Origin of the sequence: Chryseobacterium echinoideorum (assembly GCF_007474535.1) — a bacterium.
Classification (GTDB): Bacteria; Bacteroidota; Bacteroidia; order Flavobacteriales; family Weeksellaceae; genus Chryseobacterium; species Chryseobacterium echinoideorum.
This window is the reverse complement of record NZ_VKNW01000006.1, coordinates 143,501-166,842: the sequence shown is the minus strand read 5'-3', so window position 1 is coordinate 166,842 and position 23,342 is coordinate 143,501. Positions and strand designations below refer to the sequence as shown.

General features: G+C 37.4%; 16 protein-coding genes. 10 read left to right on the top strand and 6 right to left on the bottom strand.

Translation table 11 applies throughout. The features are described 5' to 3' along the window. Nucleotides 1-124 precede the first annotated feature (124 nt). From FOL89_RS09620 to FOL89_RS09585, 7 genes are all read left to right on the top strand, one after another. Nucleotides 125-3,280, top strand: coding sequence for a type I restriction endonuclease subunit R (locus tag FOL89_RS09620; RefSeq protein WP_144282595.1), 3,156 nt, complete (start codon nt 125-127; stop codon nt 3,278-3,280). Nucleotides 3,281-3,284: 4 nt separating this feature from the next. Next, on the top strand, nt 3,285-3,977 hold the full coding sequence (locus FOL89_RS09615; RefSeq protein ID WP_185146955.1) for a M48 family metallopeptidase: 693 nt from the start codon (nt 3,285-3,287) through the stop codon (nt 3,975-3,977). Between the two features lie 227 nt (nt 3,978-4,204). Continuing rightward, entirely contained in the window at nt 4,205-4,522 is a 318-nt protein-coding gene (locus tag FOL89_RS09605) for a DUF6660 family protein (RefSeq protein WP_317130104.1), read from the top strand. 113 nt (nt 4,523-4,635) lie between these two features. After that, complete coding sequence (locus tag FOL89_RS09600) at nt 4,636-8,964, top strand: CusA/CzcA family heavy metal efflux RND transporter (protein ID WP_144282592.1); 4,329 nt, start codon at nt 4,636-4,638, stop codon at nt 8,962-8,964. A 21-nt stretch (nt 8,965-8,985) separates the two neighbouring features. Beyond that, nucleotides 8,986-10,254 (top strand): efflux RND transporter periplasmic adaptor subunit, encoded by a 1,269-nt coding sequence (locus tag FOL89_RS09595; protein ID WP_166413058.1) that lies wholly within the window; start codon nt 8,986-8,988, stop codon nt 10,252-10,254. Between the two features lie 12 nt (nt 10,255-10,266). Then, nucleotides 10,267-10,866: a methyltransferase family protein gene (locus FOL89_RS09590; RefSeq protein ID WP_114303487.1), complete on the top strand. Its 600-nt coding sequence runs from the start codon at nt 10,267-10,269 to the stop codon at nt 10,864-10,866. Beyond that, nucleotides 10,863-12,974: a heavy metal translocating P-type ATPase gene (locus tag FOL89_RS09585; protein WP_144282591.1), complete on the top strand. Its 2,112-nt coding sequence runs from the start codon at nt 10,863-10,865 to the stop codon at nt 12,972-12,974. Before FOL89_RS09590 ends, FOL89_RS09585 begins: the two co-directional genes overlap by 4 nt. Nucleotides 12,975-13,302: 328 nt before the next feature. Here the strand turns inward: FOL89_RS09585 and FOL89_RS09580 are convergent, their stop codons facing one another. Next, nucleotides 13,303-13,509 carry a hypothetical protein gene (locus FOL89_RS09580; protein WP_144282590.1) on the bottom strand — a complete coding sequence of 69 codons (207 nt, stop codon included), beginning with the start codon at nt 13,507-13,509 and terminating at the stop codon, nt 13,303-13,305. A 308-nt stretch (nt 13,510-13,817) separates the two neighbouring features. On the opposite strand from FOL89_RS09580, the gene FOL89_RS09575 reads away from it, so the two are divergent. Beyond that, nucleotides 13,818-14,720 (top strand): immunoglobulin-like domain-containing protein, encoded by a 903-nt coding sequence (locus FOL89_RS09575; RefSeq protein ID WP_144282589.1) that lies wholly within the window; start codon nt 13,818-13,820, stop codon nt 14,718-14,720. Between the two features lie 635 nt (nt 14,721-15,355). Continuing rightward, complete coding sequence (locus FOL89_RS09570; RefSeq protein WP_055041558.1) at nt 15,356-16,693, top strand: sigma-54-dependent transcriptional regulator; 1,338 nt, start codon at nt 15,356-15,358, stop codon at nt 16,691-16,693. Nucleotides 16,694-16,697: 4 nt separating this feature from the next. Here FOL89_RS09570 and FOL89_RS09565 read toward each other — a convergent pair whose 3' ends face one another. The 5 genes from FOL89_RS09565 to nhaA are packed head-to-tail and all read right to left on the bottom strand — an operon-like array spanning nt 16,698 to nt 22,784. Continuing rightward, nucleotides 16,698-17,645, bottom strand: a complete 948-nt coding sequence (locus tag FOL89_RS09565; protein WP_144282588.1) for an arsenic resistance protein — start codon at nt 17,643-17,645, stop codon at nt 16,698-16,700. A gap of 25 nt (nt 17,646-17,670) precedes the next feature. Next, nucleotides 17,671-18,363 carry a potassium channel family protein gene (locus FOL89_RS09560; protein WP_144282587.1) on the bottom strand — a complete coding sequence of 231 codons (693 nt, stop codon included), beginning with the start codon at nt 18,361-18,363 and terminating at the stop codon, nt 17,671-17,673. A 13-nt stretch (nt 18,364-18,376) separates the two neighbouring features. Then, nucleotides 18,377-20,116 (bottom strand): TrkH family potassium uptake protein, encoded by a 1,740-nt coding sequence (locus tag FOL89_RS09555; RefSeq protein ID WP_228444889.1) that lies wholly within the window; start codon nt 20,114-20,116, stop codon nt 18,377-18,379. A 15-nt stretch (nt 20,117-20,131) separates the two neighbouring features. Further along, entirely contained in the window at nt 20,132-21,439 is a 1,308-nt protein-coding gene (locus tag FOL89_RS09550; protein ID WP_055041560.1) for a DUF389 domain-containing protein, read from the bottom strand. Nucleotides 21,440-21,452: 13 nt separating this feature from the next. After that, a complete protein-coding gene (gene nhaA, locus FOL89_RS09545; RefSeq protein WP_144282586.1) occupies nt 21,453-22,784 on the bottom strand; it encodes a Na+/H+ antiporter NhaA in 1,332 nt (443 codons plus the stop codon). A gap of 317 nt (nt 22,785-23,101) precedes the next feature. On the opposite strand from nhaA, the gene FOL89_RS17555 reads away from it, so the two are divergent. Further along, nucleotides 23,102-23,245, top strand: a complete 144-nt coding sequence (locus tag FOL89_RS17555; RefSeq protein ID WP_185146954.1) for a hypothetical protein — start codon at nt 23,102-23,104, stop codon at nt 23,243-23,245. Nucleotides 23,246-23,342: the final 97 nt, after the last annotated feature.

Sequence of the window (23,342 nt, the reverse complement as noted above, 5' to 3'; positions counted from 1 at the left end):
TTTGGCTTTCACTCGACCGGGGACACCCCAATCCTTTAATTATGGTACAAATGTACTGTTATTTATAATAATATCAAAAATTATACTAAACTTTTTTTAGTAAACCTTTAAAACTGAAGATGCTATGAACTTTACTGAGGACAATATTTCACAAATTCCTGCGCTACGTCTGCTTGTAACCCTGGGTTATACCTACCTTACGCCTGCTGAAGCAATGGCGCTTCGTGATGGCAAAAACACTTCGGTGTTGCTGGAGCCGGTATTAAAAGAACAGTTGAAAAAAATAAACCATATTAAAATTGGCAGCAAAACAGCCGAATTTTCAGATACCAATATAGATAAGGCAATTCACGCGCTTAAAGATATTCCTTTGGTAGAAGGTTTGGTGAATGCGAGTAATAAGGCTTATAATATGTTGTTATTTGGTCATGCATTGGAGCAGTCTTTAGAGGGTGACAAAAAAAGCCACACGGTTCATTTTATCGATTGGGAAAATCGTGCGAATAATGTCTTCCATGTTACTGAAGAGTTTGAAGTAATGCGTACCGGTAGAAAAGATACTTATCGGCCGGATATAGTAGTTTTTGTAAATGGTATACCTCTCGTAATTATCGAGTGCAAAAGCCCAACCATTAAAGAACCGATCAGTCAGGCAATTTCACAGCATATTCGGAATCAGCAGGAAAACGCAATCCAAAGTCTATACATATACAGTCAGATTTTACTCTCAACTTCTTTGGTGGAGGCAAAATACGCAACCACAAATACCAAAGAAGAATTTTGGGCAGTTTGGAAAGAGAAAGATGAAGAGTATTTGGAAAACATTTCAGGATTGGTCAATCACCCATTACCTAAAGATGTTGAAACGAAAATTTTCTATCAGTCAGATAACCGTAAATTTTTCGACCATATCGCGTACAAGGAAAAGTATTCTGCGCAGGTGTCGCCTTCTCAGCAGGATGTACTCATTTATGGTACTCTAAGCCAGGAAAGACTTCTGTCATTGGTGAAGGATTTTATTCTGTTTGAAGCTGGAATTGTTAAGAAAATTGCAAGATTTCAGCAGTATTATTCCATTGAGAAAATAGTTGACCGTGTAAAAACCATTCGCAACGGAAAAAGATTGGGCGGTGTTATTTGGCATACTCAAGGGAGTGGTAAATCGCTCACAATGGCGATGCTGGCAAGAAAAATTAGAGATACAGTTAAAAACCCTCAAATAATATTAGTAACAGACCGTATTGATTTGGACAGGCAGATTACGACAACTTTGCAAAAAGTGGAAGTTGAAGTTACGAATGCATATTCTGGTAAACAGTTGGTGCATTTGCTTAAAAACAATCAGGATATGGTGACGACGACGATTATAAATAAATTTCAGGCTGCTGTAAACAGTCTGTCAGATGCACCTCTTACAAGCCCAAATATTTTTGTACTTATTGATGAAGCCCACCGTACGCAATATGGTATTTTCAATGTCAATATGGAGAAAGTGTTACCTAATGCTTGTTTCATTGTTTTTACAGGTACTCCTTTAATGAAAGCGCAGAAAAACACAGCAGCAAAATTTGGTGGCATGATAGATACCTATACCATTACCGAGGCTGTGGAAGACGGAGCAATTGTTCCGATTCTGTATGAGGGTAGATTGGCAGTTCAGGACGTAAATCAGGCGGCAATGGATAAAGGATTTGACCGTGTAGCGGAAGGTCTCTCCGATTACAACAAAGCCGAGTTGAAGAAAAAAATGAGCAGTGCAGGTCTTATTTCAAAGTCAGATCAGAATATTTATGAGATTGCCTACGATATCAGTCAACATTTCAGTTCAAACTGGGGTGTGGACGCTACTGGTCAGCATTCAGGTTTCAGAGGTATGGTAGTAACGCCCGATAAACCCACCGCAGTAAAATATAAGAAAGCCTTTGATCTTATCAATAAAGTAAAAACGGAAATTGTGATGTCAAGCCCCGATTCGCGGGAAGATAATGAAGATGTACATAGTTCCCAAAATGCAGAGGTTGTACAGTATTATGAATTATTAAAAACTAAATATGGAAACGACATCGATAAATCAGTTATATCTCAGTATGAAAATGGTGAAAGTATTGAATTACTAATAGTTATTGAAAAACTTCTTACTGGTTTTGATGTGCCGCAAACCATTGTAATGTACCTGTGCAAAAAGTTGAAGGAACATACATTATTGCAGGCAATAGCAAGGGTTAATCGTGTGTATCCTGGCAAAGATTACGGATATGTAATTGATTACGCAGGAGTAATGGAAGAACTTCAGGAGGCTATGGAAACTTATTCCGGAGCCGAAGATGGCTTTGATCCAAAAGAAATTGAAGATGCGTTAACCAGCATTAATGAAGAAATCGCCAAATTACCGGTTGCATATGAGGATTTGATTGATTTGTTTAAAACAATAAAGAACAAACTTGATATTAATGAGTATGTATCATTGCTTGCAGATGAAGCATTACGAGAAGAATTCTATAAGAAGTTTTCTGTTTTTGCTAGGATTTTTAAAATAGCACTTTCCTCTATTGATTTTCATAACGAAACTTCTGAAAAAGACATGCAGAAATATCGTGATACTTTAGCAACTTACGCCAAGATTAGGTCTACTGTTAATGGCATTTATCAGGACAAAGTGAATTTTGGACAATACGAAAAGCAGTTGCAGAAATTATTGGATCAGCATGTGGTCACAGAAGAAGTAATAAGGCTGGTAGATCCTATAAGTATTTTAGATACGGAACTTTTTGAGGAGGAGGTGGAAAAACTGATTGGTCCCAGAGCGAAAGCCGAAAAAATTGCTGCGGCGACCTCTAAGCATATTTCTGTAAATATAGATATAGATCCAGTGCTTTACAAACGGCTTTCTGAGTTAATCATACAGACGATTAAGGATATGCGAGCTGCAAGAATTTCCGAATTGGAGGCATTGGAGAAACTTAAACATATAAAAGAAGAAGCGCTGGGGAAATCCTCAGTAGATATTCCTGAAGATGTGCAAGATAAAACCAGGAAAGTTTCTGTATACAGGCTTTTTAGGGGGGAAGAAAAATTAGCAGAACATGAGGTACAGGCTACTAACTTTTTTGATCATTTGCTTACGGAAAACGAATTGGTGGATTGGGAAAAGAGAAGTGATATTATCAACAAGATTGAATTAGAGTTTGGAGATTACCTGATGGATGTTTATCACTTTACGATGGACGAAGCAGATAAATTGGCTAAAAAATGTATTGAAATTGCGATTGCAAATAAATAGTAAAATGCAGCAAGAAATACAGTTTGGTTCAAAAAAAATATATTTTACGTTACGATTCAGTAATAGGAAAACTTTAGGTATTAAGGTTCAGCCTGATGCAAGTGTTGAAGTTATTGCTCCCTATTATACGGATTTGGAAAAGATCTTACCTATTGTACGAAAAAAAGCATTGTGGATTTTACAGCAGCAAGCCTATTTCCTGAACTTCAATCCTGTTGAACTGGATTATATTATAAAATCTGGTTATTCAGTACATTATCTGGGAAGGCAGTATAAACTTCATATTGAAAAAGCGGAAAAAGATGAAGTTTTTTACAAAGGCAACATGTTTCAGGTAAATGTCAAAGAAAAGATTAATGCAAAAACTGTTTTTGATAATTGGTTAAAGCAAAGGGCAAAAGACCGAATTATGCAAATCGCAGAGCCTTTGATAAAGAAGTTTGAGAAAAAACATGAAGTACCTTCTACGGTTTTCTTTCAGGAAATGCCGACACGCTGGGGAAGTTGTTCAGTTAAAAACAGATTAATTTTAAATCCCAAATTAATTCACACACCAAAACGATGTATTGAATATGTTGTAATGCATGAACTCTGTCACTTGATTCATAAGCACCACAACAAAGAATTTTTCGATTTATTAACTCTAATGATGCCGGATTGGGAAAAGAGAAAGGAAAAATTAGATACATTTCTTTAACACTACCATGATTTTTCTTGAAGGTTTTTAATGATAAATCTTCTTTAAAAGTACTGCAAACATTCAGCACATATCGCCTGAGAAACCGTAGTATGGTTAATTGATGTTCCAGACCATATGATTCACTTCAATGGAGATAGATTTATGGCACCGAGGTAATTATTTGTGATTTGTCTAAAAAACTAAATAATTTCCACACTTTTCCTCAATTTTATTATCTTTGCACCGTGCGTTCACTTTCGTTCATATTAGCACTTTTTTTTGCCTTCCTCCTCACTGCACCCTGTAGTGATGTAGTGGCGGCACCAGGAGATAATCATACCGTAGAGCAGAACCAAAAAAAAACCGAAACACAAAAACATTCCGACAACTGCACGCCTTTTTGCACCTGCACCTGTTGTGGAGCACAATTTAGCACCACTACCGTTGCTGTGCTGCCTGTTAATATTGGAATTACCAAATATTCACAGAAGGTAGTTTCTTACACTTCCTCATTTCTGCAGGGTGCACTTTCCGGCATTTGGCAACCACCCAAAATAGGTTAATAATTTTTCCGTTGGTTTCTGCCTGCGGAACAGAGCGGCTATGTTTATAGCCACGCATTGCAGTATAATATCTGTAATGCTTATTCTCTCATTTTTAACCTAAAAAAATAAGGATGCTTAATAGAATTATAGAGTTTAGCATTAAAAACAAACTCATTGTGGGGCTCTTTACTTTGGCACTCATTATTTGGGGGCTTTACAGTGCTACAAAATTGCCCATAGATGCAGTTCCCGACATCACCAACAATCAGGTGCAGATTATTACTTCCACACCTACACTTGCAGCACAGGAAACCGAGCAGTTGGTCACATTTCCAATAGAACAAAGCCTTGCCAATATTCCCGGAATTACAGAAATGAGGTCCATTTCCCGATTTGGATTATCGGTTATTACCGTGGTTTTCAAAGAAGAAGTGGATGTGTATTTTGCAAGGCAATTAATAAACGAAAAACTGAAGGAAGCCGAAGAAAAAATTCCGCAGGGGATTGGCAAACCCGAACTTGGTCCCGTTTCTACAGGTCTTGGTGAAATATACCAATATGTATTGCACCCAAAAAAAGGAGCAGAAAACAAATATTCTCCTACAGACCTCAGAACGATGCAGGATTGGATTGTAGCACGCCAACTCTACGGAACACCCGGTGTGGCAGAAATTAACAGTTTTGGTGGCAAACTGAAACAGTATGAAGTCGCAATTAATCCCTTTCGCCTAAAAGCGATGAATGTAACCATTGCCGACATTTTTTCCGCTTTACAGAAAAACAATGAAAATACCGGAGGCGCCTATATCGACAAAAAACCCAATGCCTATTTTATACGAGGTATAGGCTTGATTTCGGGGCTTGATGATATTGCAAATACTGTCATTAAAAAAGTAAACGGAATTCCGGTGCTCATTAAGGATGTGGCACAGGTTCAGATGGGAAGTGCGGTGAGATACGGTGCATTAACCTTTAATGGCGACAAAGAAGCTGTAGGCGGTATCGTAATGATGCTGAAAGGCGAAAACTCTGCAAGAGTGGTGAGCCGCGTAAAAGAAAAAATGGAAACCATTCAAAAATCCCTTCCGCAGGATGTTGTTATTGAGGCATTTCAGGACAGAACCGATTTGGTAAACCGTGCAATCAGCACCGTAGAAAAAAACCTTGTGGAAGGTGCACTCATCGTAATCCTCGTACTTGTTCTATTTTTAGGCAATTTACGGGCAGGTCTTATCGTGGCTTCTGCTATTCCGCTTTCGATGCTTTTTGCTTTGGGATTGATGAATGTTTTCGGTGTAAGTGCAAACCTGATGAGTTTGGGTGCAATAGATTTTGGACTGATTGTGGATGGTGCCGTAATTATCGTAGAAGCAACCCTGCATTTTCTCGCAGTCCATCACGGAGGCAAAAAACTCAACCAAGCCAATATGGACAACGCCGTAGCGAAAAGTGCTAAAAAAATGATGAATTCCGCAGCATTCGGGCAGATTATTATCCTCATTGTCTATTTGCCAATTCTCTCTCTGCAAGGTATAGAAGGCAAAATGTTCCGACCAATGGCAGAAACCGTTTCCTTTGCCATTCTTGGTGCACTCATACTTTCTTTAACCTATATTCCCATGATGTCCGCTTTGTTTTTGTCTAAAAAAATTACTGACAAAAAAACTTTTGCAGACCGTATGATGGAAAAACTCCACGCTTTTTACCTGCCTTTGTTGAAGAAAGCCATCAAACTGAAATACGCTGTGGTTGCAGCAGCAGTGGCTTTACTTACAGTTTCTCTTGTAATTTTTTCACGAATGGGCGGCGAATTCATTCCGCAACTTCAGGAAGGTGATTTTGCAGTGCACTGCATTTTGCCACAGGGAACTTCGTTATCACAAAGTATCGAAACTTCAATGCAGGCTTCAAAAATTTTAAAATCTTTTCCGGAAGTTATTACCGTGGTTGGCAAAACAGGTAGCGCAGAAGTCCCTACAGACCCGATGCCGCCTGAAGCGTCCGACCTTATCGTAACCCTGAAACCGAAAAAGGAATGGAAAAACAGCGGAAAATCTTATGAAGAACTGAGTGCCGAAATGATGGAAAAATTAGAAATGATACCCGGTGTTTTCTTTGAAATTTCACAACCGATCCAAATGCGTTTCAATGAGTTAATGACAGGTGTTCGTCAGGACGTAGCCATTAAGATTTTTGGTGAAAATATTGATACACTTGCAGAATTGGCTCCAAAAGTTGCTAATGTAGTTAAAACAGTGGAAGGTGCTACAGACCCGCAAATTGAGCAAACCGACGGTTTACCGCAAATAACCATTACCTACGACAGAGCAAGGCTTGCTTCCTACGGTATGAATATTGAGGATATTAATCATACAGTAAGCACTGCTTTTGCAGGCGAAAGTGCAGGTGTTGTTTTTGAAAATGAAAGAAAATTTGATTTGGTTGCACGGCTCGACAGCATCAACCGTTCATCTATAGATGATGTGAGTAATCTCTTTATTCCCGGCGAAAACGGAGTACAGATACCGCTTTCGCAGGTGGCAACAGTAGAGTTTAAAGAAGGACCCGCACAAATCAGCCGCGAAGATGGCAAACGCCGTATTGTGGTAGGTTTCAATGTTAAGGGCAGGGATGTGGAAAGTGTGGTAACCGAAATACAAAAAAAACTGAATGATGCAAAAATTCTCCCGGCAGGTTACTATTATACCTATGGCGGAACTTTCGAAAATCTAAAAGAAGCCTCCTCTCGTTTGCAGATTGCAGTTCCGGTGGCATTAGGACTTATTTTCGTCCTGCTGTTTTTTACGTTCAGAAATCTCAAAGACAGTGTTCTCATTTTTACAGCCATTCCCATGAGTGCGATTGGGGGTGTTTTTGCGTTGATGTTACGGGGAATGCCTTTCAGTATTTCGGCAGGTGTTGGTTTTATCGCACTTTTCGGTGTAGCAGTTCTCAATGGAATTGTGTTGATAAGCACTTTCAAAGATTTGCAGCAGTCGGGTGTTCATAATATCCTTCGAAGGGTAATTCAGGGAACAAGTATCCGTTTGAGACCGGTATTGATGACGGCAGCAGTGGCTTCGTTCGGATTTTTTCCGATGGCACTTTCTACAGGTAGTGGTGCCGAAGTGCAACGTCCGTTGGCAACAGTCGTTATCGGCGGTTTGGTTACGGCAACCATTCTTACGCTTTTCGTTTTGCCGTTGCTTTACATTATTTTTAATTCCAAAAATAACTTGAAAACACATCTTAAAAAATTGAAGTCCAAACCTGTAACCATCATTTCATTTTTACTGATTTTTGTTGGGGGAAGTGCCTTTGCCCAACAAAGAATTTCGCCCGAAGAAGCGGTAAATATCGCTTTCCAAAATAATCTGCAATACAGCGTAAATAATGCCCAAATCAGTAAAGCAGAAATTGAAGCCAAAGCCAAAAGAGAAATTCCCAAAACAGGTATTTTTCTTGAAAATGAGGAGATGCGTCCAAGTAAGGCGACAGGTGCATTGCAGTTGGCGGTAACACAAACCATTCAGTGGCCCGGAGTTTACAAGGCAAGAAGAAAATTTTATGAAGAACAAACCCAGTATCACAAGAAAAATAAAAACCTTTTGGACGCAGTAATTCGCAAAGAAGTAAGCGCTTCCTACTATCAGTTGTGGTATTTGCAGGAGGTGGCAAATTTGTATAGTAAGTTGGATGAATATTATACTTCCATGTATAAAGCGGCAAACCTTCGCTTCAAAACAGGTGAAGCAGCCGGTTTGGAAGCCATTGCAGCAGAAGCACGGATGAAGGAATTGCAGGCACGCCTGCAACAAAATCAGCAGGATATTAAAGCGCAGCAACAACAGTTAAGCCTTTTCCTTAATTCTTCGGAAAATTATCTTCCTTTAAAACAGTCGCTGAATAAAATAAAGACGGAAGAAATAATTTCAGACAGCATTCACCCTGCACTCGCATTGCAACAGCAGAATATTGAGATTTCGAAAGCCAATATTGAAATTCAGAAAATGCAGAACAAACCTGATTTTTCAGGACGCATATTTTCTCAAAGCATATTTGGGGTTAAAGACCCAATTACAGGATTTTCTGTGGGTGCTGAAATCCCGATTTTTGGTAAATCCGCCTATAAATCCAAAGTGGAAGCCGCAGAAGCCGATGTGAAACTGCAACAGCAGCAGTTAATTTTTCAGCAAACTGAACTATCAACAAAAAAACAAACAGCATACACCGAAATTATGAAGGCCGAAGAACTGCTGAAATATTATGAAGGAACCGGTCTCATACAGGCAGACCAAATTTTTGATGCTGCCATGTTGAGTTACCGTGCCGGTGAAATTGGCTTTTCGGAAATGTATCAGTTCTTTACACAGGCAGTAGAAATTAGAAAAAACCATTTGCAAGCCCTCAATGATTACAATCAGGCAGTCATTAATTACAACTATTATACAGGAAAATAACCGGTTAAAACTGAATTTAAAATGAAAAAATATATAGCAGTTCTATTTGCAGTTTCTCTTTTACTCTTAGGCTGCAAGAAAGAAACCCAAATCGAAAAAAACAATAGTGAAACTACGGAAGAAAGCCAACACAAAGACGAACACGAAAATCCCAATGTTGCAACCTTCACCAACGAACAGATCAATGCCATCGGGATTGAATACGGCAGTATTGAAAACAAAGAACTTACCAACTCCGTAAAAGTGAGCGGAATGCTTACAGTTCCCAACCAAAACAAAGCATTTGTAACCCCTGTTTATAGTGGTGTAGTGCGTTCGTTGTATGTGCAGCCCGGAAGTTATGTTACCCGAGGTAAGGTAATCGCAACCATTTCCAATCCCGACCTCATTCAGATGCAGCAGCAGTTACAGCAGGTGAATGCGCAAATTAAAATGGCAGAATTGGAAGTAACAAGGGCACAGCAACTTTACAAAGGAAATGCAGCACCGCTCAAAAAATTACAGCAGGCACAGACAGAACTTGCAACCTTACGCAGTCAGCGTTCAGGTTTGCAGAAACAGTTGGGCAGTATTGGTGCTTCACAGGGCTACAATTCTGTACTGTCTGTTCGTGCTCCTATTAGTGGAACAGTGAGTAAAGTCATTGCACAAATTGGCAGTAATGTAGATATGGCTTCTCCCATTGCAGAAATTGTCAACAATTCCTCACTGCATTTGGATATTTATGTGTATGAAAAAGATTTGGTTAAAGTACAACCCGGGCAAACCATTCATTTTACATTAACAAACAGTCCCGCCAAAGAATATGACGCACGCATTACCTCAATTGGAACCGCTTTTGAAGGCGACAGCAAAACCGTTCCCGTGCATGCGGATGTAACCGGAGATAAATCCGGATTAATTGATGGAATGAGCGTTACGGCGATAATCAGTCTTGATACCAAAACTACACCTTCTGTACCTACAGCATCCATAGTAAATGATAAAGGACAGGATTTTATTTTTATCGTTTCGGATGAACATACCGAGAAAGAACATACGGCAATTGCCGAAAACGAAAAAGATGAACACGGTCACACGCATTCAGAACCAAAAAATAATCAGAATAAGAAAACAGCAGGCGAAGTGACTTTTGAAAAAATTCCTGTCGCAAAAGGAACTACCGATTTGGGTTATACGCAGATTACACCTTTAAAACCAATTCCCGCCAATATAAAAGTGGTAACAAAAAACGCCTTTTTTATCTTGGCTAAAATGAATAACACCGGCGAAGAAGGACACGGACATTAAAAAATAATTTACATGAATGATTTATTAAAATACTATTTGCCAATTTTTTACTTAATTGTAATGATGTTTGTATTTGTAATTCCTACTTACAGAGTGTATAAAAAAACCGGCATTAATCCTATTACTTTCGGCAAAGAAGACAATGCTCATAACTATGTGGGAAATATTATGAAAATACTTTTAGGCACTTTGTTAGCGGTAATTATGATGTATAGTGTTGAAAGTATATACCAATATTCAGTCCCCATTTACTATTTGGAAATCAAAATAATAAGAATAGTGGGGCTTATTATTTTGCATCTTTCATTAATTTGGATAATAATCGCACAAATACAAATGAGCAATAGTTGGAGAGTGGGTATTGATGAAAAAAACAAAACAGATTTAGTTACTACAGGACTATTTTCCATCTGCAGAAATCCAATTTTTCTTGGAATGATTTTTTGTGTATTTTCCTTGTTTCTAATAATTCCAAACGCCATAACCTTTTGCATTTTCATCACAGTATACCTCATTATTCAGGTCCAAATAAGATTAGAAGAAGAATACTTGCTTAAAAGCCATGGTGAAAACTACAATAATTACAAACGTAAAACAAAAAGACTTTTATGAAAACAGAACACAAACATATTTACGACGAAAAAGGAAATCAATTGTGCTGCACTCCGCAGGAAGGTAAAATCTATACCGATGCCGGTGCTAAAAAATTGTTAGAAGATAAATGCTGCTCCACAACAGATAAAGCCTATAATAGTACAGGAAATAATTCAAAAACATCCGTAACGCATTCCGACAACGATGGACAAAAGCACGATGAACATTCCGACGAGCACGATCATAGCCACGACAATACGGGTAAATCAACACTGCAACTATTTTTACCATCCGTAATTTCTTTCGTTATTTTAATTGCGGGGCTTGCTTTAGACCATTTGGTAAAACCCGAATGGTTTAAAGATTGGCTGCGGATAGTCTGGTATATAGTTGCTTATATTCCTGTAGGATTTCCTGTTATCAAAGAAGCGTGGGAAAGTATCTTGAAAAAAGATATTTTTTCTGAGTTTTTCTTAATGACTATTGCTACAGTAGGTGCTTTTGCAATCGGTGAATATCCTGAAGGTGTTGCTGTAATGCTTTTTTATGCAGTGGGCGAAGTTTTCCAAACTCTTGCAGTGCAAAGAGCAAAAGGAAATATCAGCAAACTTTTAGACCAAAGACCGGATGAAGTAACGATTTTGGACGGCAATCAGCCAAAAAACATTAAAGCAGAAACCGCACAAATAGGACAAATTATTCAGTTGAAACCCGGTGAAAAATTAGCATTAGATGGTGAACTGATTTCTGAAACTGCTTCCTTCAATACCGCAGCATTAACAGGTGAAAGCAAACCCGATACAAAAAAGAAAGGAGATACAGTCTTGGCAGGAATGATAAATCTTAATGCTGTTTCGCAGGTAAAAATCAACACAGAATATACCAACTCCAAATTGTCAAAAATTTTGGAATTGGTTCAGAATGCTACAACACAAAAGGCAAAAACAGAACTCTTTATCCGAAAATTTGCAAAAATTTATACCCCGATTGTCGTTTTCCTTGCAGTGGCAATTTGTCTGCTGCCATATTTCTTTGTCGCAGATTACAATTTCAAAACTTGGCTTTACAGAGCGTTGGTTTTCTTGGTAATTTCCTGTCCGTGTGCATTAGTAATCTCAATTCCTTTGGGTTATTTCGGTGGAATTGGTGCCGGTAGCAGAAACGGTATTCTGTTCAAAGGAAGTAATTTTTTAGATGCTTTGGCAGAAATCAAAAATGTGGTCATGGATAAAACCGGAACAATGACAGAAGGAGTTTTCAAAGTGCAGCAGGTTTTTATGGAGCAGGGCTTTGATGAAAAAGAAATCCTGAAATACCTCAATATTATTGAAAGTAAATCCACTCACCCCATTGCAACAGCAGTTCACGAATATGTAGGTGAAATTGACCATTCCGTAAATATGGAAAATGTGGAAGAAATTTCAGGACACGGACTTAAAGGAACGGTGAACGGCAAAGAATTCCTTGCAGGAAACTTCAAACTGATGGATAAATTTTCTGTCCCTTATACTGTAGACCACAAATCTGTTGCTGATACCCTTATTGCAGTGGCTTACGACGGAAAATTTGCCGGCTATCTTACCATTTCCGATAAGATAAAAGAAGATGCAAAAAATACCGTTGATGCATTAATAAAATTAGGCGTAAAACCTACAATGTTGAGTGGTGACAAAACGGCTGTGGTTCAGGAAGTAGCCCAAAAAATTGGAATTACCAATTATTTTGGAGATTTACTCCCCGAAGACAAAGTAAATAAAGTAAAAGAAATAAAAAGCAGGAACGAAACAGTAGCATTTGTGGGAGATGGTGTAAATGATGCTCCTGTTGTAGCATTGAGTGATGTTGGGCTTGCAATGGGCGGTTTGGGAAGCGATGCAACCATAGAAACCGCAGATGTGGTAATACAGGACGACAAACCCTCCAAAATTCCAATGGCAATCAACATTGGGAAACAGACCAAGAAAATTGTTTGGCAGAATATTATTCTTGCATTCGTAGTAAAAGGAATTGTATTAATATTGGGAGCAGGCGGTTTAGCCACAATGTGGGAAGCCGTTTTCGCCGATGTTGGTGTAGCACTTCTTGCAATCCTAAACGCGGTTAGAATACAGAATATGAAATTTTGATAAATATTAATAGCAGTCAGAAAATGATTGCTATTATTTTATTCTTTCAAAGTAAAAGATTTTTTTCCAAAATCCCCGCTCTGCCACAGCAAGTTACATAATGAAAATTATACGCACTTTCCAACGCTACGGGGGGTTCCTCCATACAGTTTTGCAGGCAACCGCATTTTTCCATCGTTTCTGCAAAACTGTATTCCCTCACAACCAGCCACCAAGTGCCTATAATTTGAAATTATGTAAAATGCTTTCCTTGCAACGGGCGAAGCCCTTTTGCTCCACCGCGTTCCAGCCGCCAGTGCAGTTATAATTTACAAGGTAAGTTCCCCAATTAAAAACCAACAATTCCCCGCCACCCTTTTATAGGATGCAGAAAAATGGTGCAGAGAGTTTCGGGATTTGCCAAGTTCCTCCACTCAATACACGGACGAGCCGTGTATTCAGTTCCGTCACCGCGCACAGCAGTACTACAGGCGGAAGAAAATTGCTTTATCCATTCCAATATTTTCAGCATACACCAAAAACACTTGAGTTTCATAGGCAAAGGTTTTCAGTGTGTTTATGGCGCGTGCTGAAATTCCCAAGCAAAAGCATTTTCTTTCCGCCCTCCATAACGCTGTCTTTGCAGCCGCTTTTTCCATTTAGGCATATAATAAAGGCTTATGCAGGTTGACAATTTCGGAAAGCACCATTTTCCTGCGAGTCTTTTTCCCCGGTTTTCGTACACTTTCATAAATCCTTCTATTCAATAGGAATTGCGAAAGTGATTTTTGAAAAGAACTTGTATTTAACTTGCGACGATAAGAACATAAAATTTTTTGGTAAAGATTTTGTTATCTGTCGTTTATGAAATTTTACTTTACTCTTCTTATTCTTTTTTTGCTTTTCAGTTGTGAAAGTAAAAAGGGCGCATCAAAACAGATGATGACTCACCCTGTAATTCAAGAGAACGTGGCGGAAACAATATCTTCAAAAACTGAAAATATTAAGAATGACACCTTTCAAAAGAAAGTGTATGTTTGGCTTAAAGAAGATTCAATTAATTTCAAAAAACTGGAGGAGAATTATACGCTTACGGTTTTTAATAATTCAGATAAGCCGATAACATTTGGCAAAGAATTTCAGGTGGAAAGTTACAGCGATAATAAATGGAATGTCATCAATTCACACATTGTATTTCCTGAAATGGCTTATGGGCTGCAGCCCGGCAGAAGATACGATTTAACCTTCTCACCAAAATTTGATGGTGGATTAAATTTTCCTGGAAATTACAGAATCAATAAACCATTTTTCATCGATAATAATGATCTCAACAGAGGTTTTGCGACAGATAATTTTAAAGTCTACACGCCGTTGATAGAAGGGCTCGAGCAGAAGGTTTTCCTTGAAATTCCCAAAACCTTTAAAATGTCTGAACTGAAGAATAAAGTGTTTTACAAAGTGATTAACAATACCAAAAACACGATACTGTTTGGTGATCGTTATGAGCTTCAAAAATTTAACGGCAAAGATTGGCAAAAAATAAAATTGAGTTTTTTCGTGCAGGATATAGGATATACTCTGCATCCCGGTACGGAAGGTTTCCTGGAAAGATTTTATTTTAAGTTTTATCCGGAACAGTACCAATATAAACCCGGACTTTATCGCATTCTGAAAAATTATTACAGTAAGTCTGGCTCAGGGCTTAGTTTTAGAGGCATTCCGTATGAAAAAGACCCTATGCTTTCGGAATTTAGAATAATTAATTAAAAAATTTCTAAGAATGCATAGTCTTTCACCAGTCCCTCCAGTATATAGACGGCATTCACTTTACGGATTCTGAAGAACCATTTTTCTCTGCCGTCTATACACTTCCGTCACCGCGCACAGGAGCAATTTTCTGTTCCAAGTATTCACAGAAAAATGCACCTGTCTTTTCCTCGCTTTTTAGTGCAGTATCAGTTGAAAATTTCGGTCTTTTATAGAAAATTATTTTCCACCGCCTCCCAAGTTCCTCCACTCAAAACACGGACGAGCCGCGTTTTCAGTTCCGTTACCGCGCACAGCAGTATGCCGGTGCAACAGGATTTGTCTATTAATTATAAGTTCTGTCGCACCGTCATACCGCTGTCTTTTCCCTAGCTTCCCACCGCTTTGAGTGCAGTTGTCACAAGCAATTATACCCATCAATCGAAGTTTTGGAATTTCCTTCTTAGAAAGTTCGGGATAAGAAAAAATAAAAAAAAAAGAAAGTAAATTGTAGAGAACGAATTGAAACGTATTAAAAACGACCCGGATTTACAGCATCTGGTACAGGAGAAATAAAATAATACTTTTTGTAGATCATCTATTCATCAAACAAACGTAATATTTGGTATTTTTACACCTAATAATTCAGCTCATAAATGGTTAAAGTATTAATAATAGACGATGAGGAAAAATTGAGAAACCTCCTTTCAAAAATAATTGGTTTTGAAGGGTTTGATGTTTTTCAGGCATCCAATATCAAATCAGGATTACAAAGGTTAGAGGTTGAAGAAATAGATATTATTATCTGCGATGTCAAACTCCCTGATGGAAGCGGTGTGGACACCGCTAAACTCATTAAGGATAAATATCCTGCTGTAGAAGTGATTCTTTTGACTGCCTACGGCAATATACCGGACGGTGTACAAGCTATTAAAAACGGTGCGTTCGATTATATAACCAAAGGAGATGACAATAATAAGATTATTCCACTTCTCTATAAAGCCAGTGAAAAAGTAGCTTTAAACAAAAGAGTCTTACAATTAGAAAAGCAGTTAGGCAGAAAATATTCATTTGATAAAATTATCGGTACATCAAAGCCCATCTTAAAAGCAATTGAACTGGCTAAAAAAGTGGCTCCAAAAGATACAACAGTATTATTAACCGGAGAAACAGGTACTGGTAAGGAAGTTTTTGCACAGGCCATTCATCAAGGTAGTCCGAGAGCAAACCAAAATTTTGTTGCGATAAACTGCTCCGCATTTAGCAAAGAGCTCTTAGAAAACGAATTATTTGGTCACAAAGCGGGTTCATTTACAGGAGCTACCAAAGATCAAAAAGGACTTTTTGAAGAAGCTCATAATGGAACCATATTCTTGGATGAAATTGGAGAAATGGCCATGGACTTGCAAGCTAAAATTTTACGTGTATTAGAAACAGGCGAATTTCTGCGTGTTGGTGATGCCAAACCCATTAAAGTCAAAGTAAGAGTCATCGCAGCAACCAATCGAAATCTGGAAAATGAAATTGAGTTAGGTCATTTCAGAAGTGATCTATTTTACAGACTTTCTGTATTTGGTATTGAACTTCCGTCTTTGAGAGAGCGGGGAAAAGATATCAAATTGTTGGCACAGTATTATGCCGATCTTTTTGCAATTAAATCCAATAGAAAGCCGCTAGCCCTATCGGAAGATTATGTTACAGCTTTGGAAAATAATCTCTGGAAAGGAAACATACGCGAGCTGAAAAATGTGATTGAACGAAGCGTGATTTTAGCGGATGATGACCTGCTTGATTTAGATACGCTGCCTGTAGACCTTCAATATGCAAAATCAAATGCAAAACAATTGTCTGCATTTTCTATGGCTAGTGCAGAGAAACTGCACATTCAAAAAATATTAAATCATACCAATGGAAATAAAGCAGAAACAGCTCGCTTGTTAGAAATCGGTATTGCAACACTTTACCGAAAAATGGAATTGTATAAACTTCAGTAGCAGATTATTCTTTTTGTGTCCTCAAAAGTGATTGAGTGGTCAGAACCAAAATAGGCAACTCTATTAGTGGCCCGATTACCAAGGCTAAAGCAATCAGCGGTTCTGCCGAAAATGCAGAAACGGCTATGGCTAATGAAATCGGTGAATTTCTGGCCATGGTTGTCAATGTTAAGCTTACTCTGTCCGCATAGTTGAACTTCAGTATCTTACTTACAAAATATGCTACTAGAAATGCTACGAAAAAGAATATTAAAACAGGGAGAAGCATTTTGTAAATAATGCTCGGATGATTGATCAAATCTTTTCCTTCAGATGCAAACATAGCGACTACAGCCAAAGAAAGAAAAAACACTTGTGAAGTCTCAAAAAATCCTAAAAAGGCATTTTTACTTAGACTCTTCCTGCTTTTCACGATTGTTTTGGCTAAAACTGCCAAAGTAAAAGGTATAACTAACACTATAATAATACTCTCTGCAAGTGTCCCTAAATCTACATTGCCTGATTTACCAAAAAACAGTAAAAGATATACTGGTAAAAGTAATACCTGTAAGATTAAATTTGTTGGAAGAATAGCTGTTGACAAGGGAACATTTCCTTTTGCTACACTTGTAAAAACCAAATACCAATCGGTACAGGGTGTGACCATAAGCATGACAAACCCCATCCAGATAGCTATATCATTATTTAAAAATATACTTCCTAATAGATAAGCAAAGATCGGTGTCCACACAAAATTGATTAGAATACTGGTTATAGAAAACTTGATATTCAGAAACGAGTGCTTGAGCTCTGAGATATCAATGGTCAGAAATAAACCGAAAAGCATGACCATCAATAGCGGAATAATAAAGGATGCCGAGATGTCCGAAATCAAGGAAGATTGACCAATAACTAAGCCTACAATGACTGCGATTAAAATAACAATCGTTTGATATTTATTGATTTTATCCATTTTGATTTATACGTAATCGTAGCAATTATTCATATTTTACTTTTGCAAATCTCTGTAGATCTTCATTATTACCATAAATAACGATGATATCATCTTTTTGTAGCATAGTAGTAGGTTCCGGAATTCCCTGCACATTAGCAACGGTTTTACTTCTTCCTAAGAAACTCTTCTCTTGGGCATCTCTGATAATAGTCAGAATTAACACATTATGCAATTCTCTGAATTTTACTTCTTCTATGGTTTTTCCAATGTATTTTTCTGGTACTACAATCTCTACAATACTATAACTCTTGTTCAGCTCAAAAGAATCTATAACACCTTTTAGGCTTAGTTTTTTAGCCCATCTTTCAGCAGTTTCTTCTTCCGGACGTACAATTTCATTAACGCCTATAGCCTGTAGAACACTTTCGTGAAGTGGATTAATGGCACGACTAATCAATCGTTTTACCCCCAGATTTTTAAAATGAGCAGTAACCATGATATTTGCACCTTCGTCTTCACCAATACAAACCATCACTATATCCGTATTCTTTAGCGGTAAATGAGTAATGGCTGATTGATCTGTAGCATTCATACAGATGGTGTGAGACAATTTATCTTTTAATGCTACAACTTTTTCCGAACGTGAATCCACACCGATAACTTCATTTCCTTGTTGGGTTAGTTTTTCTGCCAATGAGCCTCCAAAATTTCCCAATCCTATAATTATAAATTTCATTTCAATTATTCTTTTAGTTGATTAATATTTCATCCGATGGATAATGGTAGTTACCCTGTCTGACCTTCTTAAAAAAGGCAATCAGAATGGTTAACATACTTACCCTTCCAACGAACATAGTTCCAATAAGAACCAATTTACTTTCACTACTTAAATCTCCGGTTATTCCTAAGCTAAGCCCAACAGTGCTATAAGCCGAAAAACTCTCAAATGCAATATCCAAAAGAGGTACATGATTATCATAATGAGAAATCAGATAGACACTTATTCCTATTACCAATAAGGATAGACTCATTACGGCAAAAGCTCTTCTCACGGAAATATCCGCAATCTCTCTTCTGAAGACTTCTATTCTGGTTTTTCCTTTTGCAAGACTAAAATAGTTCAAAGTAGCAATGGCAAACGTACTCGTTTTAATACCACCACCGGTTGAAGCTGGAGATGCACCTACCCACATCAAAAAAATGATAATGATGATAGATGAAAAGTGCATTTGGCTAAAGTCTATAGAATTAAAACCTGCCGTTCTGGGTGTAGTTGCTGTAAATAATGCCGTAACAACCTTTCCCAAACCTTGATGATTGCCCAATACATTGTAATATTCTTTGATGTAGATAATGACGGTTCCCAAAACAATCAATATGGAAGTGGTCAATAAATTTATCTTATTACTCAAGGTTAAAATCCATGGGCGATAATTGTTCTTTTTCTCTACAAACCAAAGAATATATCTTGCTATCAAATGTTTAATGTACCGTACTGAATTAATAACAATTGGAAAACCTAAACCTCCGAATACAAAGATGATGACAATGATAAACTGTAGGGGATAATTATACACATAACTGTCTTCCATCATTCCATTGGGCAAGGTTGAAAATCCCGCATTACAGAAAGCGGATATAGAATGAAACACAGAAAAATAAACTCTTTCTGAAAAGGATGGAATTAAAGCTTTATCCAGGTTGAGGAAAATTAATATCGCTCCAATAAACTCTATTAAAAAAGTAATGGTTAAAATCCTCTTTACCGTCGTAAAAACCTCGCCTATTTTCTCTGAATTGGTCATATCACTCAATGCCAATTGGTTTTCGTAGGTAGATCCACCTTTGAAGAAGTAACTGAAGTAACTGGCAAATGTAAGGATACCTAAACCACCGGCTTGGATCAACAGCATGATTAAGGTTTGCCCAAAAGGAGTAAAATAACTACTCGTATCGACTACGATAAGGCCTGTCACGCAAACGGCACTGGTAGAAGTGAATAGAGCATCTACAAAGCTGATACCTTGATAGGTTGCATTGGGCAGCATTAATAGTAGGGCTCCCACGACAATCAATCCCATGAAACTGATGATAAACAATTGGGCAGGATTGAGTAAAGAACGCTTATAGCTCAAACGTGGACGTGTAAACTCCCGTATCAATTTTAAGATAACAGCCAACCGTATCCAATGGGTTATTTCCGATATTCCCCCTGTTGATAATTGTTTGTACAAACAATAAAGTACAAACAAAACACTCAATGTATCAAAAATAAATACACTTAATATGAATTCTTTTCGATGATAATAGTATTTCAGGACAGTATAAAAAACACCAATAACCAATACAAAAAGATACAAAGAAATGATACTTAGTTGTAAGGTTGGATTGAGTATAAAACCGTAATCAGCTATTAATGCTGTAAGTGCAACCAAGTGCAATACAACAATGAGCTGTTGTATCCATTTGGCATATAAAAACTCTTTCATTTAAAAATTCTCAGGCTATTCCGATTGTGTGTCTTGTAGGATTAATGTATTATCAACATGAAGACGCTCGTTCAGCCATTTTTTCATTTTCGATTTATCAATTTCTTTTGTCCCTTGTTCCAAATGATATAACACCAACCATTCAACTTTGGCACTATCTGTTCCTGAAAATTTTTCTATTTTTCCAAGAGAAACATCTTTCAGTTCAGGGAAAAGAACGTTCAGTTCTCTAACAAGTCCCGGTTCATTTACTTTATATTTATTCAGTTCTTGTCGAAGGTTGTTGATGGTTACATCTTTTTCAGATAAAGAAGCATCCTGCTTATTCAGTTCACTTAGTATCTCCGACTTAAGATCTGCATCATCCTGTCTGAAATTCAGCATCGTATTGTGAATACCTCTTTCATCCAGTAATCGGTTATACATTTCCATTTCTTCTTTGCTGAGTTTTTTATTCAGAAATGCCAGATCCACCTTTTTAGGGTTTGAATTGTAATTCAGTTTCTTGTAAATCACCGTATATCCTCTGCTATTGAATTCAGAATTGATGAATTCTTCCACGGTTTTAGTAAACTTCTTTTCTTCAAATAGATTATACGCCAGATAAAAGCTGGGAATGATCATAATCATCATCAAGGTGGTAATTCCGTAGCGAATACGTTTTTCATTCTTCGGTTCGATCGTAGCAGAAGCAGGATATTTTAAGTATTTGATGACTAAAAAAGTAGCAATACAAATAAAAAAACAGTTGATGGTATAAAGGTAGAAAGCACCAAAGAAATAGCTAAAATTAAAGGTAGCCAATCCATAACCTGCCGTACACAATGGAGGCATCAAAGCCGTAGCAATGGCTACACCGGGAATTGGATTTCCTTTCTCAACCCGTGTGATCGCAATAACACCGACTAAACCTCCAAAAAAAGCAATCAATACATCATATATATTCGGAGAAGTACGAGCCAATAATTCGGATTGTACATCTTTGAACGGACTGATATAAAAGTAAAAAGCAGAGACCAATAAACTGACCACAGTTGCTATTAAAAGATTTTTAATAGATTTCCGTAAGAGTAAAAAATTATAGGTTCCTAAGGCAAATCCTGCTCCTAAAATAGGTCCCATCAAAGGAGAGATCAACATGGCTCCAATAATCACAGCTGTTGAATTGACATTCAATCCAACAGAAGCGATAAGGATGGCACAAGCTAATATCCAGAGGTTGGATCCCCTGAACGAAATGTTAGCTGTTACATTCTCTAAAACTTTCTGTTTATCTTCTTCACCATTGTGCAGATTGATAAAATCCCATAATTTATTGCTCATTTGCTTACAAGGTTTACAGTTGCTTTTTAGACTGCTTACTCAGCACGTAATAACCCAATACACCGCCAATAATAGAAGCTGCAAAAATTCCAATCTTCGCCTGTGTCATGTATTCCTCATGCGAGAACGCCAAAGAAGTTACAAATAAGGACATCGTAAAACCTATAGAAGCCAGTAAACCTAAACCAAACAAATTTCTTACATTCATTCCTTCTGGAAAAGGAGCCACTTTCAGCTTCACCAAAAGCAATGTAAAACCAACTACTCCAACAACCTTACCTACCAAAAGACCTAAAGCAACACCCAAAGCTACATTGGTACTGAATAAATGTTCCATATCGATAGCCAATGAAACACCAGCGTTTGCCAAAGCAAATATAGGAATGATCAAAAAGGTTACCATGGGATGCATAGCATGTTCTAATCGTTGTAATGGCGGAGTGGCGGCTACTGTACTATTTTGAATTTCTTCCAGAATATGTAATTGTTCATTTGTCAAAGTAGGTTTACTGTTATCCGGGTCAATACCTTTAAACTTATCTAAAAGTTTTTGGATATTATTACTGAATATTTTCTCATTGATCTTTACATCTGCCGGAATGGTAAATGCTGCTAAAACAGCTGCGATAGTGGCGTGTACCCCCGAAAGTAAAAAAGTTGTCCAAACTCCGCCTATTCCTAAAATGGCATAGAATAAAATGGTTCTTACCCCCATTTTATTACCGATATACATCGTCAAAAGCACCAAAGCACCGATAATGAGATGGAACATAGAGATATCCGAAGTATAGAAAAATGCAATAACCAATACAGCTCCTAAGTCATCAACAATAGCTAAAGCGGTTAAGAAAACTTTTAGTGTAAGCGGAATTCTATTCCCCAATAGATATAGTACCCCCAAGGCAAATGCAATATCTGTCGCCATTGGAATTCCCCAACCACTATGCACTTCTCCTGTTGGATTCAAAAAAAAATAAATTGCAGCTGGCACAGCCATTCCACCAAATGCAGCAGCGATGGGTAATAAAGCTTTACGTGGATTGGATAACTCCCCGCCAACGATTTCTCTTTTTAGTTCTAAACCCACTACAAAGAAAAATATAGCCATTAAACCATCGTTAATCCAATGATGCAGATTGTATTCAAAATACGTGCTTCCGTCTAACTGAAATCCAAATTTATGTTCCAGAACATGATGGTACTCTTCTGCTAAAGGCGAATTGGCTAACATCAATGCAATCACTACACTGATTCCTAATACAATGCCACCTGCTTTTTCATTTTTAATAAAGCTTTGAATTGGCGATACGATTTTCTCAATAGGGGTCTTTTTTTGTTTACTCATCTTTTTTTGCTTATCCCTCCGATTTGTGCTGAAAATGACTTAGAAACCAGTCATTCTATGATTAATAAAGTACGAAAATATAAAATTAAAAACGATTCCCCGTATTAATCAAGGTGATATAGTCCTTTAGGATTTCGCTCATTACCACCAAAAAATCTGTGCTCTTATCAAAATGATAATTACCCTATCATTTTGATAAGGTTTTTGCATCAACAAATCCTGAAATAACGAGATAAAATATTGAAAATCAATATTTTAAATTCAAAAAAGTTCTATTGGAATAGGATTTGGCATAGAGGATATAAAAGAAATTAAAAATGAGGAAAAGAAATGTAAAATGGAAGCAAAGAAAAGAGCCTCCTTCGTTTCCAAAATGGCTAAAATCATACCACTTATTGCTTTTTGCCTTTATTGTGGTCATGATTTTTGGAGCAATTATGAAGCACATTAGTACCACTTAAAAATAGATAAAAATGATAACAATAGTTTTAGTACTCGCAGGTTTAGCCTGTTTCGGTCTGTTCATTAAGTCAATTGACTTCTTTGAGAAAATCTAAA